Origin of the sequence: Mycobacterium sp. pR1184, from assembly GCF_041287235.1 — a bacterium.
Lineage (GTDB): Bacteria > Actinomycetota > Actinomycetes > Mycobacteriales > Mycobacteriaceae > Mycobacterium.
Genome location: NZ_JBGGKR010000005.1, coordinates 33,408 through 47,788, shown reverse-complemented (window position 1 = coordinate 47,788; position 14,381 = coordinate 33,408). Strand labels below are relative to the sequence as shown.

General features: G+C 66.2%; 12 protein-coding genes. 7 read left to right on the top strand and 5 right to left on the bottom strand.

Translation table 11 applies throughout. The annotated features are described in order from the left end of the window. Position 1: 1 nt before the first annotated feature. The 3 genes from nrfD to fdh are packed head-to-tail and all read right to left on the bottom strand — an operon-like array spanning position 2 to position 5,396. The gene (gene nrfD, locus ACAG21_RS10475; RefSeq protein WP_370495970.1) at positions 2-1,099 is read right to left on the bottom strand and encodes an NrfD/PsrC family molybdoenzyme membrane anchor subunit; all 1,098 of its coding nucleotides are present in this window, start codon (positions 1,097-1,099) and stop codon (positions 2-4) included. Next, entirely contained in the window at positions 1,096-2,079 is a 984-nt protein-coding gene (locus ACAG21_RS10470) for a 4Fe-4S dicluster domain-containing protein (protein ID WP_370495969.1), read from the bottom strand. Before ACAG21_RS10470 ends, nrfD begins: the two co-directional genes overlap by 4 nt. After that, the gene (fdh, locus tag ACAG21_RS10465; RefSeq protein ID WP_370495968.1) at positions 2,076-5,396 is read right to left on the bottom strand and encodes a formate dehydrogenase; all 3,321 of its coding nucleotides are present in this window, start codon (positions 5,394-5,396) and stop codon (positions 2,076-2,078) included. Before fdh ends, ACAG21_RS10470 begins: the two co-directional genes overlap by 4 nt. Before the next feature lie 83 nt (positions 5,397-5,479). Between fdh and ACAG21_RS10460 the strand changes: the two genes are divergently transcribed. After that, positions 5,480-6,313 (top strand): DUF1707 domain-containing protein, encoded by an 834-nt coding sequence (locus ACAG21_RS10460; RefSeq protein WP_370495967.1) that lies wholly within the window; start codon positions 5,480-5,482, stop codon positions 6,311-6,313. A 14-nt stretch (positions 6,314-6,327) separates the two neighbouring features. On the opposite strand, the gene ACAG21_RS10455 is transcribed toward ACAG21_RS10460, so the two are convergent. Further along, positions 6,328-7,215: a fructose bisphosphate aldolase gene (locus ACAG21_RS10455; RefSeq protein WP_370495965.1), complete on the bottom strand. Its 888-nt coding sequence runs from the start codon at positions 7,213-7,215 to the stop codon at positions 6,328-6,330. Positions 7,216-7,447: 232 nt separating this feature from the next. On the opposite strand from ACAG21_RS10455, the gene ACAG21_RS10450 reads away from it, so the two are divergent. The 6 genes from ACAG21_RS10450 (at position 7,448) to ACAG21_RS10425 (ending at position 13,575) form a co-directional block, all read left to right on the top strand. Then, complete coding sequence (locus ACAG21_RS10450; RefSeq protein WP_370495964.1) at positions 7,448-8,641, top strand: cytochrome P450; 1,194 nt, start codon at positions 7,448-7,450, stop codon at positions 8,639-8,641. Positions 8,642-8,744: 103 nt separating this feature from the next. Beyond that, complete coding sequence (locus tag ACAG21_RS10445; protein WP_370495963.1) at positions 8,745-9,356, top strand: TetR/AcrR family transcriptional regulator; 612 nt, start codon at positions 8,745-8,747, stop codon at positions 9,354-9,356. 37 nt (positions 9,357-9,393) lie between these two features. Continuing rightward, positions 9,394-10,605, top strand: a complete 1,212-nt coding sequence (locus ACAG21_RS10440; protein ID WP_370495962.1) for an acyl-CoA dehydrogenase family protein — start codon at positions 9,394-9,396, stop codon at positions 10,603-10,605. A gap of 10 nt (positions 10,606-10,615) precedes the next feature. Then, positions 10,616-11,032, top strand: coding sequence for a hypothetical protein (locus ACAG21_RS10435; RefSeq protein ID WP_370495961.1), 417 nt, complete (start codon positions 10,616-10,618; stop codon positions 11,030-11,032). Positions 11,033-11,155: 123 nt separating this feature from the next. Next, complete coding sequence (locus tag ACAG21_RS10430) at positions 11,156-12,361, top strand: MFS transporter (protein ID WP_370495960.1); 1,206 nt, start codon at positions 11,156-11,158, stop codon at positions 12,359-12,361. After that, positions 12,358-13,575 (top strand): GNAT family N-acetyltransferase, encoded by a 1,218-nt coding sequence (locus tag ACAG21_RS10425; protein WP_370495959.1) that lies wholly within the window; start codon positions 12,358-12,360, stop codon positions 13,573-13,575. The genes ACAG21_RS10430 and ACAG21_RS10425 overlap by 4 nt, the downstream gene beginning before the upstream one ends. Here ACAG21_RS10425 and ACAG21_RS10420 read toward each other — a convergent pair whose 3' ends face one another. Beyond that, positions 13,576-14,373 (bottom strand): adenylate/guanylate cyclase domain-containing protein, encoded by a 798-nt coding sequence (locus tag ACAG21_RS10420; RefSeq protein WP_370495958.1) that lies wholly within the window; start codon positions 14,371-14,373, stop codon positions 13,576-13,578. Between the last annotated feature and the right edge of the window lie 8 nt (positions 14,374-14,381).

Genomic DNA, 14,381 nt, shown 5'->3' with positions numbered 1-14,381 from the left:
TTTAACGGGCGGAAGTGATCGAGTCGTCGGTGATGCCGGCGGCGCGGCGCGCGGCCAGTCGGCGCCGCTGCGGCTCCATCGTGTAGCGGGGGTCGCGAGCCGATTCCTTGCCCGCCTCGAAGAAGCCGAACCTCAACATCGCCGACGCCGTCAGCAGCGTCAAACCGGACAGCGCGGCGACATCGCGGCGGTGCCCGCCGAGCAATGCCCCCAAACCTCCTGCGGCGGCAAGTATTTCGCTTGTCTGTAGCAGCCAGCCGGGCCTGCCGTGGTGCAGCGGCTCTCTGGTCACCGGATCCATCCGGGACTCCGTGAACCTGGCCGAGATCAGATCGCCGACCGCACCGATGACCGCCAGCTTGCGCGCCGGCCCGGCCTCGGAGACCGGGGTGGTGATCATCGCCAATCCCGAGGCGGCCAGGCTCGCGGAGCTGACGAACACGAACGGCAGATCCCGGTATGCGGCATTCCACGTCGGGGTGGCCGTGTCGGTGAGCAGCACCGCGGTGTAGACGGCCAGTGGTGGCGACAGCACGGCTGCGCCCAGGCCGGCCGGTGCCTCCGCGGCGCGCAGCACGGACCGCAACGGGCCCAACGGAATTCGTTCGCCCGTCATCTGATCGATTTCGGCGACCGCCGCTATTCCGATGGCGGCGCTGAACGAGCTGAGGATCCACGAACCGATGCTCATCGGAGAGGTCAGCTTGACGGTCCGCAGCATGTTGACGAAACGCTCGGGCCGGCCCAGGTCCTTCACCAGCGCGACCGCCCCCAGCGACACCGCGATCAGCGCGGACAGTCTTGTGTTGCGGCGCAACTTCTTTCGACCGGTGAGCTGAGCACCGGCGGCGAGCAGGCCGGACCCACCCGCGACGCCGCCCAAGAACAGGTAGGCGGCCACTTCGTGGCCCCAGGGCGCGGGCTTGACCACCGGACGGCCGTAATACGAGGTGAATTCGGCCTCGGGGACCATCGGCATTTCGCGCGAGCCATCGGAACCACTGCCGCCTCCCCGACGGGCGCCACGTTCGCCTTTCCTACGCCGCTTGCCCCCCTCGGGTTCTGGCGGGCGGAAGCTGTCGAATTCCGAGGTGCTCACCGGCTACTCCAGAACGCCAGCACAGCCGCTCCGGCCATGCCGACCGCAGCCATCGTCGCCCGCTTGAACATTGTCGGCAGGTCGGCGGTGCACACCCGCGGATCCGGCGGCAGACCGTAGACCTCGGGTTCGTCGAGCAACAAGAAGACCGAACCGGTACCGCCGACACCGTCGTGCTCGTTGGCGCCGTAAAGCCTTGCCTCAGTGCGTCCTTCGGCATGCAACTGAGCTACCCGCTGCCGCGCTCGGTCCACCAGGTCGTCGTGATCGCCGAACTTGATCGACGTCGTCGGACAGGTTTGGGCGCAGGCGGGTATCTGGTCCTCGATCAGGCGGTCGTAGCACAGCGTGCACTTTTGGGCGACACCGGTGACGAACTCCTCCTGCGGACGGCCCGGCCGGTCCACCGGCGTCGCATACGTGCCGTCGCTACGGCGCTCGACCACGCCGAAAGGGCAACCCGCGACGCATGTTCCACAGCCGTTGCACACGTCGTGCTGGACCACCACGGTGCCGAACTCGGTGCGAAATAACGCCCCGGTGGGGCAGACGTCGAGACAGCCCGCGTGCGTGCAGTGCTTGCAGACATCGGAGGACATCAGCCAGCGAAACTCCGGGGTGTCAGGCGGTTTCGAGTCGGCCGGGACGTCCGCAGCACCCGGGACGGCGGGCATGCCCAGGCTCACCAACGCGCGGCCGGATTCGCGCGCCTCCTCGATGCGGTCGCGGCCCTGCTCGATGAACGCCACGTGCCGCCAGGTGCTCGCGCCCAGCGAGCCGGTGTTGTCGTAGGACGATCCCAGCAGCTCGAGGTCGCCGTCGCGCGGGTTGCGATTCCACTCCTTGCACGCCACTTCGCACGCCTTGCAACCGATGCAGATCGAGGTGTCGGTGAAAAAGCCCTTGCGCGGCTTGGCATCTCCCCACCCCGCATCGGCGGCGGGGTCACTCGGACCGATCAGCTGGCCCCTGAACTTCATTGGCCTCCCTTCCCGTCCTGCTCGCGCTCGATGCTCTCCCAGACAGCTTCGCTCACTCGGATATTGTCCGTCTCCACGGTGACGCCCGCGCGCGACTGGTACTCCTCGATCAACCGCAGCAGCTCCTCGCCCTGCGGCCGGCGGCCCGGCCTGATGTCGCAGGAGCCGGCCTTGGACTCCTGGATCTGCACGTTCGGATCCAGCGTCAAGCCGAGCAGATCGTTGGCGGCGTCGCCGCTGACCACCGCATCGCTGCCCACCCCCCAGTGGTACGGCAACCCGATCTGATGCACGATATGGCCGCCGATGACCAGCGGCTTCATCCGTTCGGTGACCAGCACCCGCGCCTCGATCGCAGCGCGCGGCGAGACCAGGGTGGCCCACCCGTAGGGCTCCAGGCCGCGTTCGGCGGCCAGCTCCGGGGACACCTCGCAGAACATCTCCGGTTGCAACTCCGACAGGTAGGGCAACCAGCGGCTCATACCGCCGGCGGTGTGGTGCTCGGTGAGCCGGTAGGTGGTGAACACGTACGGGTACACGTCGGCGCCGGGGTCGCCCGCGCTGGGTGCGCTCAGATTGTCCTTGCGCGGGAAGGTGATTCGCGAGGGGTTCTGCTGCTGCGGGTAGAGCGCGTTGGCCACCGGCGACTCCTGCGGCTCGTAGTGCGTGGGTAACGGCCCGTCCACCACACCCTTGGGCGCGAACAGCCACCCCTTGCCGTCGGCCTGCATGATGAACGGGTCATCGCCCGCGAGGGCGTCCGGGCCGCCGACGTCTGGGTCCGGCCGGCTGCCCGGCGCCCGGTCGGCCACGAAGTCGGGCACGTCGTGACCGACCCAGCGCTGCTGCTCGGGGTCCCACCAGATGTAGCGCTTGCGCTCGCTCCACGGCTTGCCGTCGGGGTCGGCCGAGGCGCGGTTGTACAGAATCCGCCGGTCGAGCGGCCACGCCCAGCCCCACTCCGACTGGCTGGGTCCGGTGCCGCCGTGCGGCACCCGCCGCGCGGCCTGGTTGACACCGTCCGCGTACACACCCGAGTAGATCCAACAGCCGCAGGACGTCGACCCGTCGGCAGCCAGTTCGGTGTACCCGGGCACCGGCTGGCCGGCTTTCGGCCCGGTCAAGTAACAGCCACTGATCTCGGCCAGCACGGCGGTCGAATCGGGCTCGCCATGCTCATCGGTGGGATAGTCCCAGGTCAGATCCAGCAGAGGCCGGTCGCGTTCATCGGTGGAGCCGGCCAGCCGCTGCCGGATCCGTTTGCCCAGCTCGAAAAAGAACTGCAACTCGCTCTGGCAGTCGCCGGGCGGGTCGACGGCCTTGTGCCGCCACTGCACAAGGCGTTGGGTCTGGGTGAAAGAACCGGCCTTCTCGACGTGCGTGGCCGCCGGGAAGAAGAACACCTCGGTTTCGATCTCCTCGGTTTTCAGCTCGCCGGAAGCGATCTCGGGGCCGTCCTTCCAGAAAGTGGCCGACTCGATCAGGTTGAGGTCGCGCACCACCAGCCATTTCAGGTGCGACATGCCCATGCGTTGCATCCGGCCATGCGCCGATCCGACGGCCGGGTTCTGTCCGAGCAGGAAGTACCCGTCGACCTCGTCTTCAAGCATCGACATGACCGTCTGATACGTGCCGTGCGGTCCGGACAGCCGCGGCAGGTAGTCGTAGGCCCAATCGTTGTCCTCGCGGGCCGCGTCGCCCCACCATGCCTTGAGCAGGCTGACGATGTAGGTGTCGGCGTTGGCCCAGAAGCCTTTTTGGTTCTTCGGCCCGACCGCTTCGATGTACTCAGCGAAGGTGTCGTGCACCCCGGCCTTCGGCATCGACAGGTAGCCGGGCAGCAGGTTGAACAGCGTCGGTATGTCGGTAGACCCTTGGATGGTGGCGTGGCCGCGCAGCGCCATGATGCCACTGCCGGGGCGCCCCACGTTGCCCAGCAGCAGCTGCAAAATCGTTGCGGTGCGGATGAATTGGGCGCCCAGCGTGTGCTGCGTCCAGCCGACGGCGTACGCGAAGCAGGTGGTGCGCTCTCGGCCCGAGTTGGCGACGAGCGTGCGTGCAAGGTAGTCGAAATCTTCGATGCCGATGCCGCAGACGTCGCGCACCATCTCCGGCGTGTACCGCGCGTAGTGCCGCTTGACGATTTGAAAAACCGTCCGCGGATGCTGCAGGGTCTCGTCGCGCAGCACGCGAGCGTGCGGTAACGGCGGACCGCCGCTGCCGTGTACGTCGCCGGCGGCGCGGGCTGAGGCGCTGGCGCCGTGCTCGTGGCGGCTTTCTTGCCCTTCCTGTCCGGCGTAGGCCCACGTCGACGGGTCGTACTGCCCGGTCTCGGGATCATAGCCGGAGAACAGACCGCCCAAATCCTCTGCGTCGCGGTAGTTTTCGTTGATCAGGGTGGCGGCGTTGGTGTAGGCCACCACATACTCCTTGAACCACTTGTCGTTGCTGATGACGTAGTTGATCAGCGCGCCGAGTAGCACCACATCCGAGCCCGCCCGAATCGGGATGTGTTTGTCCGACACGGCCGAGGTGCGCGTGAAGCGCGGATCAATGTGAATCAGCTTCGCGCCACGCGCCTTTGCCTCCTCGACCCACTGGAAGCCGACGGGATGGCATTCGGCCATGTTGGAGCCCTGGATGATGATGCAATCGGCGTTGGCCATGTCTTGCAGTGATTGGGTGGCGCCACCGCGCCCGAAGGAAGTCCCCAGACCGGGAACTGTGGAGCTGTGTCAAATACGAGCTTGGTTCTCGATCTGGATCGCGCCGGCGGCGGTGAAGAGCTTCTTGATGACGTAGTTCTCTTCGTTGTCCAGTGTGGCTCCGCCGAGCGCAGCGATCTTCATGGTGCGCCGCAGGGGATGACCCTTCTTGTCGATGTCCTGCCAGGCGTGCCGACGGGCCTCGACGAAGCGGTCGGCCACCATGTCGATGGCGGTGTCGAGATCGATCGACTGCCATTCGGTCGCGCGCGGGGCGCGGTAGAGCATCTTGGTCTGCCGCCTCGGCGAGTTGACCAGCTGCTCGCTGGCCGACCCCTTGGGACACAGCCGGCCACGCGAGATCGGTGAGTCCGGATCGCCCTCGATCTGGACGACCTTCTCGTCCTTGACGAAAACCTTTTGGCCGCAGCCGACCGCGCAGTACGGACACACGCTTTGCACGACGCGGTCGGCGGTCGTGGTGCGTGGGGCCAGCGCACGGGTGTGCTTGGAGGTCACCGCCGGCCCGCGGCCGAACGCGTCGGCCGAACGCAGCTGACGGATGACGGGCCATTCGAGAAAAATCTTCGGCGAGGGCAGCTTCGAAGCCATGACTTGAAGCGTAGTGGTGCACGCGATCGATTACCCGGCGGGAATCGGCGCGGTTTTGCACCGCGCCTCCTACGATGTTTGCTGTGATCAGCGACCACACCCGGGCTACCGACGCCGATCGCAACAACGCCTGCCAAGCGCTCGACGCGGCACTCGGCGACGGCCAGCTGTCGACAGAAGAACACCGCCAGCGGGTGAGCGCCGCAACCAAGGCCACCACCCTGACCGAATTGCAGTCGCTGCTTTCAGACTTGCAAATCCATCACACCCCGGTCGCACCGGCGGGCCCGACACCGAAAGTCGGTAGCCGGACCATCTGGATCGCGGGGGCGGCGGTCTCAGTGCTCTTACTGCTGGGCGCCGGTTTCGCCGTCATGCAGTGGAACAGGCCGTCGGGCACGTCTGCACCGAACGTGACCACGACGTCGCCCAGCATCGGCTCCGCGGGCAACTCCGCGAGTGCGGCACCGCAGCCGCAGCAATTGCTGAGCTTCGCCGGAATGACGGCCCTGCTGGCGCAGATGCGCACCCAGTTCGGCGACACGCTCGGCTACCAGCTGAACGTCTACCAAGACCAAGCGGTGGTGATGCGTCCGGACACCGCCAACGCACGCAAGGTGGTCACGTGGGTGTACCGCGACGGCAGTTGGATGAACCTCGGTCCCACTCCTGCCGCCTTGCCGGACTCGGCAGTGGGTGACCTTGCCAAGTTCGACGTCCAGGCCGTCCTCGCCGTCGTGCAGCAGGCACCGCAGACGCTGCACATCTACGACGCCAACCGCATCTATTTGACGGTGGAATCCCACCGGGACGGACCACTGAGCCTGCGCATCCACGCCTCCGACGGGCCGCTGGGCGGGACGATCGCGGTCGGCACCGACGGCAGCGTCACACAGGTCTCACCTCCGGCCCGTTGACCCAGGGTGCCCGCCTAGGTAATCGACGCCGCGTAGATCTGCGCGATGTTCGATCCGAGCTTCTCGTCGAATTCCGCGTCGCTCTGCTGAGCGGTCAGTCCCTCGGTCAACGCCCGCGAGAAGCTGGCGATCAGTCCGTGATTGCGGGCTAGGATCTCGCAGCTCTCGGTGAGGCTGTAGCCGCCGGATAGCGCGACCACCCGAAGCACCCGGGGGTGCTCGATCAGCGACGCGTAGAGGTTGTCCTCGTCGGGCAACGTCAGTTTGAGCATCACCTGCCGGTCGCCGGAGAGCTCGTCGAGTTTCGTGTGCAGCGCCGCCACCAGCAGACCGTCCGCCGTGGGCTTGTCCGGGCTTTTGATGCTGACCTCGGGCTCGACGATCGGCATCAATCCGCGCTCGGCGATCGTGGCGGCGTACTCGAATTGCTGGTCGACGATGGCGTTGATGCCCGCCTCGTTGGGCTCTTGGATGAACGAGCGCATCTTGGTGCCGAATATGCCCTTTTCCACGGCCCGATCCAGTAGTGAATCGAGTTTGGTCATCGGCTTCATCAGCTGGACACCGTTCTCGGCATCAGCGAGGCCCTGGTCGACCTTCACAAACGGCACGATGTGTTTCTGCTTCCACAGATAGGCCGCGGTGTCTTCGCCGTTGATGGCCCGGTCCATGGTCTGTTCGAACAGGATCGTGGCCAACACCTTGTCGCCGGAAAAACTGGGGCTGGCCATCAGCCGCTCACGCATCTCGTGGATGAGGTTGAACATCTGCTCGTCGTTGTCGTATGCGTCCTGCTCAATCCCATACAGCTTCAGAGCTTTTGGCGTACTGCCGCCGCTTTGGTCCAGCGCGGCGATAAAGCCACGCCCCGACGCCATCGCGTTGCGTTGTTCTTCGTTCACTGCGTTCCTTCCATCGTCGCCTGATCCGGGTCCGCGGCCCGCCGCTGGGAACCCCCAGGTCCCAGCATTGCGCACCGCAACCCCTGCGCCTACAGACACTTCGACTCCTGGCGGGACACCGCGCAGCGGCGATGTGAGCAGACCTGTTGACTGAGGCGATCGGCATATGTGACGATTTCGTCATAAACAGTCATACGAAAGAGCGGCCCGGCCGGCAGCGAGGAGATTCCCAATGAGCAAGGGGCGCAAAGATGTCGCTCCCACCTACCGGCATGACATCTACAGCCGCGCCGCCGTGCTCGACCCCTACCCGCACTACCGGCGACTGCGCGACGCCGGCCCGGTGGTCCGGCTGCACAGGCACCGGGTCTACGCACTGCCGCGCTACGCCGAGTGCAAAGCCACGCTGCGCAACGACTCGGCGTTCATCTCCGGACGCGGCGTCGCGCTCAACCCGTTCAGCAACCGACTATCGCGCGGCACCACACTCAACAGTGACGGCACAGAACACGATCAACGCCGGAAGCTTCTTGCTCACCGACTGCTGCCCAGGGCACTGCGCTCGGTTAGCGAAACCATCGAAAAGATGGCGGATACCGTGGTCGACGCGGCGATACGACGCGGCACCGTCGACGCTGTCGCCGATCTGGCGACGGCCCTGCCTCTTGCCATCGTCCCCGATCTCGTCGGCTGGCCCCGCGATCAACGTCAGCATCTGATCGAATGGGCCGGCGCCACATTCGATGTCCTCGGCCCACTCAATTGGCAAGCCGCGAAAGCGATTCCACGCAGCCTGCAGATGTTGCTGTTCGCCCGTCGAGTGGTGCGGCACCGCAACGTCCTGAACGGAAGCATGGCGCATGAACTGCTCTGCGCCGCCGACGCCGGCCAGCTCAGCTACGACGATTGCTCAGCACTGATGATCGATTACATCGCCCCATCCCTGGACACGACGATCAGCGCCATCTCCAACGCCCTGTATCTGTTCGGTACACACTCCGATCAGTGGCGCCTGGCGAAAGAGGACCCCGGGCTGATCCCCAATGCCGTCAACGAAGTGATCCGCTACGAATCGCCGCTGCGCGCCTTCGCCCGCCAGGTACGCCACGACACCGAGATCGCCGGCACGCCGATACCTGCCGGATCACGAGTTCTGGTCATGTACGCCTCAGCCAACCGTGACGAGAACGAATGGGACAGACCCGAAATCTTCGACATCCGCCGCGACGCCGGCCGCCACATCGGTTTCGGCCACGGAACCCACGCCTGCGCTGGTCAGGGACTCTCCCGGATGGAGACCGCTGCCATTCTGCGCGCCCTGGTGGAACGGGTGGACCGTATCGAAGTCGTCGGACAACCCGTCTGGGCAGTAAACAACATCATCCGCCGGCATCGACACCTTCCGCTCAAGCTGATACCGGCCTGAACATTTCGGGCCGCCGGATCGACACCTCGACCGGGTAACGGTCGTGGTGCATGCGACCGGAAACGCGTTTGCCATCGTTGTGGTGAGTGAGTACTCTCTCACCATGCCCGATTCGGGACGCGATCGACTGCTGGCGGAGGCGCTGAAGCTCTTCGCCGCCAAGGGCTACGCCGCGACGTCTGTCGCCGACATCCAGCGGGCGTCCGGCCTCGCCCCCGGATCGGGAGCGTTGTACAAGCACTTCGCCTCCAAGCGCGAACTGCTGGAGGCGGCGGTGACCCAACGGATCGACAGCATCGTCGCCGCCCGAGAGCAGTTCGACGCCGGGCAGCCGGGCAGCGTCGAGCAGGCGGTGCGTACCGCCGGGCAACTGATCTGGAGCAACCTGAACCAGAGCGAGGATTTGCTCAAGGTCATGCTGCGCGAACCCGAGGAGCTCGGCGATCTCGACGAGAAGACCTGGCAGGTCATCACCGACAACGCCTATCAGCGGTTCGCCGACGAGCTGGCCGCGTCCAATCGCTCCGGCCGTACCAGCATTCCGGATCCCGAGGCCGCGGCGGCCGTGGCGATCGCTTCCCTGTCACACGCGGCGACGCTGCAGGCGCTGTCCGGACGGTTGCCGGGCAACGTCGACGTGGATCGCTATTTCGAAGCCTGGGTCAACCAGACCGTCAGCGTCCTCGCCCAACACACCAACCCCAGAAAAACCTGAAAATCCAAGCATGTCAACCTCTTCCAGGAGTAGAACCATGACTTTCTCACTGCAACTGAGCGACGACGTCATCGAGGTGCGCGATTGGGTGCACCAGTTCGCGGCCGAAACCATCCGCCCCGCCGCGGCCGAGTGGGATGAACGGGAGGAAACCCCGTGGCCGGTGATCCAGGAGGCCGCGAAGGTGGGCCTCTATTCCCCCGACTTCTTCGCGCAGCAGGCCGCCGAACCCACCGGCCTGGGCTTCCTCACCGCGTTCGAGGAGATGTTCTGGGGTGACGCCGGCATCGCGCTGTCCATCATGGGGACCGGCCTGGCCGCAGCGGCGTTGGCGGGCAACGGAACTCCTGAGCAGCTCGGACAGTATTTGCCCGAAATGTTCGGTACGCCCGGCGACCCCAAGCTCGGTGCGTTCTGTTCGTCGGAGCCCGACGCGGGTTCCGACGTCGGCGCCATCCGCACCCGGGCCCGGTTCGACGAGGCGACGAACGAGTGGGTGCTCAACGGCACCAAGACGTGGGCAACCAACGGCGGTATCGCCAACGTGCACATCGTGGTGGCGTCGGTCTATCCGGAGCTGGGCACCCGCGGACAGGTGTCGTTCGTGATCCCGCCGGGGACCAAGGGGCTGTCGCAGGGGCAGAAATTCAAAAAGCACGGCATCCGCGCATCGCACACCGCCGAAGTGGTCCTCGACAATGTCCGGTTGCCCGAGGACTGCATTCTCGGCGGCCGCGAGAAATTCGAGGCCCGGATCGCGCGGGTCAAATCCGGCGCCTCGGCGGGTGGCCAGGCGGCGCTGAAGACCTTTGAGCGTACCCGGCCGACTGTCGGCGCGATGGCCGTCGGCGTCGCCCGCGCCGCCTACGAGTACGCACTCGAATACGCCTGCCAGCGTGAGCAATTCGGCCGCAAGATCGGCGAGTTCCAGGCGGTGGCATTCAAGCTCGCCGACATGAAGAGCCGGGTCGACGCCGCCCGCCTACTGGTGTGGCGGGCCGGCTGGATGGCCCGCAACAACCAGAACTTCGACTCCGCCGAAGGCTCGATGGCCAAGCTGGTCGCGAGCGAGGCCGCGGTCTACGTCACCGACGAGGCCATCCAGATCCTGGGCGGCAACGGGTACACCCGCGACTACCCAGTGGAGCGGATGCACCGCGACGCGAAGATCTTCACGATCTTCGAGGGGACCAGCGAGATCCAGCGCCTGGTGATTTCGCGGGCCTTGACGGGGCTGCCGATCCGTTAGGTTTGACAGCATGAAACGTGCGGTCGCGCTTATCGGATATCTCGTCGTTGGCTGGTGCGTGGGAGTGCCCGTGGCCGCCGCGGACAATCCCGTCTGCACGGCGTCGCTGTGCGCGTTCTTGTCTCCGTCGCGCAACATCAGCTGCGAGGTCAACTACAAGCGCGACCCCGGTCTCCCCGACGAGGTGTATTGCCAGACCTTCTCGCCGGAGCAGTCGGCGCACCTGTCCCCCGGCGGGGTCGTCACCAGCTGTAAGGGCGTTTCGTGTGTCGGCAATCCGGGGGAGAACACGCCGACCCTTGCCTACGATCAGACCGCGAGTGTCGGTCCCTTCAGTTGCACGTCCAAACCGGACGGAGTGACCTGCACGGTCTCCGGTGGCAAAGGGTTCACGATCTCCAATGCGGGCATCACGTCCATCGGCTGACCGTGTGCGCTTTTCGTCCTTTCTTCGCCCCGAATTGTCCTGACTCGAACGACCTCCGTCACCGGCTCCGTAATCCTTTCCGACAGTGATTTCGACGGAAGGGCCACAGTCATGCCCCGTGGGGTGTCGACCAGAGTCGGGCTTTACTTCGGAGGGCTACAGCTCGTTTTCGGGCTGACGTGGGTGGGATACGTCATCTATCTGCCGCAGCTGGCCGCGCAAGCCGGCATCGGTGCCGGCGTGGTCGGCTGGCTGCTGGTCTTCGACCAGATCATCTTCGCGTGCTGCGACTGGGCGGCCGGTGTCGCCGTCGACCGGGTGAGCGGGGTGGTGGGCCGGGCGGGCAAGGCCATCGCGGTGGTGACGGCCGTCTCGGCACTGGCCTTCCTGCTTCTGCCCCTTGTGTCACGTTCTGGCGCTTATACATTCGTTGCGTTGATCGTGGTGTGGGCGATTAGCTCCTCGGCTCTGCGCGCGCCGCCGCTGGCTCTGCTGGGCCGCTACACACCCGAGGGGCGGCAGCCCTGGGTCACGTCAGTGTTCGTGGTGGGGGCCGGCCTGGCCACGGCGTCGACACCGTTTCTTGCCGGACGGATCGCGGCGTACGACCCGCGGATCCTCTTCGGCGCAGCGGCCGTCTCCGTCTTCGCGGTCACCTTGTCGATCGTTTGGGCGGAAAAGAACCTCATCCGAGACGCCGCGCCCGTCAAGGATGCACCCGCCGAATTCCGAGTCGGCACCCTGCTTGCGTTCTTGACCGCGGTGCTCGCGGCGCAACTGGGATTCCAGGTCCACTCCTCGCTGAACGCCGCGCGCCTCTTCGCTAAATACGCTGACCCCAGCGCACTTCCAAACTTGTTGTCGCTGTTCTGGATCGGGTTCGCGTTGTCAGCTCCGCTGGCGTCATTACTGGCCAAGCACCTCGGCGGGGTGGTCGCCATGATGGGCGGCACGCTGGTGGCCGCCGAATGCGCCGCTGCCAGCGCAGTGGCCACCGACGTGGTCTCACTGGCCGTAGCCCAATTCGTCTGCGGCGCAGCCTGGGCCGTCGTGATGGTCAGCGCGGTTGTCGCGGGCTTCGCGATCGGCCGCCGTGGTCGCGAGGGCACCGCGGCCGGTGCCCTGTTCTCGGTGATAGCGGTCGCCACGATCGCGCGCATCGCGCTGGTGACGGCACATTGGGATCGCGGTGCGGCGGTGGCGTCCGCGTTGCCGTGGTTGCCCACCCTGTCGTGGCTGGCCGCGGCGGTGCTCATGCTGCCGGTGCTGCGGCGGATGCGGCGGCCGGTTGGGCCTGCGACGCAGGCCCACGCCATGATGGCGGAGTGACCACCGAGCTCCGGGTCCTTGACAGCGAGGACGACCTCATCGCTGCGCTTAACGTCTTTCGCGTCGCGATGGTCGGTTTTCCACCGATATCCGATCTGCCCCCCGGCCAGATCACCAAGATGATCGACCCCGGACGGATGGTCGGGGCGTTCGTCGGTGGACAACTGGTCGGCACCGCATACGCCGTGACGAACAGGTTGACCCTGCCCGGCGGAGCTGCCGTAAGCCATGCCGCGGTGACCGATGTCGGGGTGTTGCCGTCGTTTACCCGGCGGGGCATCGCCACCGACCTGATGCGTCACCAGCTAACCGACTTCACCTCGCGAGGTGAAGTGGTCGCATCGTTGCGCGCGTCGGAGGCCACGATCTACGGGCGGTATGGCTACGGCGTGGCCAGCGCGATGCAGAGCACGCAGGTCCAGACCGCACGGGCGGCGTTTCGTCCCGGAGTCGCGACCGGTGGCCCGGTGCGACTTGTCGGCGCCGCCGAGGCCTGGGAAATACTGCCTCGCATATACGACACGAATCGCCCATCCCGGGCGGGGACCATCGACCGGCCCGGAGTGTGGTGGGAGGGCGTGCGGCTGCGCACCGAATTATCCTCTGGCGCTTGGTATGTCGCCGTACACGGCGAGCCGGGCGACGAGTCGGGTTTCGCCCGCTACCGTCCCGTCGACACCGACAGGTGGTTTGTCAGCGAGCAGCGCACCATCATGGTCGAGGATTTCTTCGCGCCCACCGCCGAGGCCTACCTGGGACTGCTGCGCTTCCTACTCGGGCTGGATCTGATTGACCGGGTGACGTTTTGGATGCTGCCGCTCGATGATCCGCTGCCGTCGCTGTTGGTCGATCGCCGGGCGGTCAAGGTGACCGCGGTGCATGACGAAACATGGCTGCGAGTCGTCGACGCGGAACGTGCGCTGGCGGCGCGCTCCTACGCCGGTGACGGCGCCGTCACCATCGCCGTCAATGACCCCCTGCTGCCGAAGAATTCGGCCAACTACACCATCACCGGCGGTGGGGCCGAGGCCACGACCCGGGCCGCCGATCTACACGTCGGGATCGAGGGGCTGGGTGCGGTGCTGTTGGGTGGCACGACCTGGCGCAGTCTTGCCGTGGCGGGGCTGGCGCGGGCCGAGGATCCGGCGCTGCTGGCCGTGGCCGACCGGTTGTTCGCCGTTCCCGAAGCACCCCATGCGGGAACGTTTTTCTGATCAGTCTTGGAAAACCGTGACCGGGTAGAGGTTGTGGCTGCCCTGGAAGCCTTTCAATTCGGTCTCGTACGGTGCGCCGAGCTCGATACCGGGTGCGCCCTCGATCGCGTCGCGCACCGACTCGCTGACCAGGATCTCCCCGCCATCGGCCTGTCCGGCGACCCGCGCCGCCATCGCGACGTTGCGCCCGAAAAGATCGTCGCCGCGCCGGACCGACGGTCCGAGGTGCATGCCGATCCGGACGCGAATGCCTTCGGTGTCTACGAGCAGGGCGCGTTGCACACCGATGCCGCACAACACGGCCTGGCCGGGATCGGCGAAGGCGATCATGAATCCGTCGCCCTGATTTTTCACCACATGACCGCCGTGGTCGTCGACGAATTTGTGGATGAGCCTGTGGTGTTGTTGCAGCACCCGCACCCATTCGCGGTCGCCCAGGGCCTCGTTGTGGGCGGTCGAATCCTCGATATCGGAGAAGGCGATCACGACGTCACCGTCGGCGGTGAGCCGGGCGAGGTCGGGCCGTTCCACCTGCGCCCAGCCGGCCAGGTCTTCGACCGAGTTGCGGACCGTCGCGCCGACGCCTTTGGTCAGTAGCGAATCTGCCGTCTTGAACGCGGTCCTGATCGCCAAGGGCGCGACGCCGCGTCGGCGTCGACGGCGACCGCTGCTGCGCCGGCTGCGTTCGATCGCGGCGCGTGCGCCGCTGAGCTGGCGTCGCGACACGATGAGCAGCACGCCGAGCGTGATCAGGCCGCCGAGTTCGGCCACCGCGACCACTGCCAGCACCACCGTCATTGGGCCGA

Excerpts from the sequence above, each read along its gene's own strand:
- ACAG21_RS10470 (WP_370495969.1), bottom strand. The coding sequence starts at position 2,079 with ATGAAGTTCAGGGGCCAGCTGATCGGTCCGAGTGACCCCGCCGCCGAT.
- ACAG21_RS10450 (WP_370495964.1), top strand. The coding sequence starts at position 7,448 with ATGAGCAAGGGGCGCAAAGATGTCGCTCCCACCTACCGGCATGACATC.
- ACAG21_RS10445 (WP_370495963.1), top strand. The coding sequence starts at position 8,745 with ATGCCCGATTCGGGACGCGATCGACTGCTGGCGGAGGCGCTGAAGCTC.
- ACAG21_RS10440 (WP_370495962.1), top strand. The coding sequence starts at position 9,394 with ATGACTTTCTCACTGCAACTGAGCGACGACGTCATCGAGGTGCGCGAT.
- ACAG21_RS10435 (WP_370495961.1), top strand. The coding sequence starts at position 10,616 with ATGAAACGTGCGGTCGCGCTTATCGGATATCTCGTCGTTGGCTGGTGC.
- ACAG21_RS10420 (WP_370495958.1), bottom strand. The coding sequence starts at position 14,373 with ATGACGGTGGTGCTGGCAGTGGTCGCGGTGGCCGAACTCGGCGGCCTG.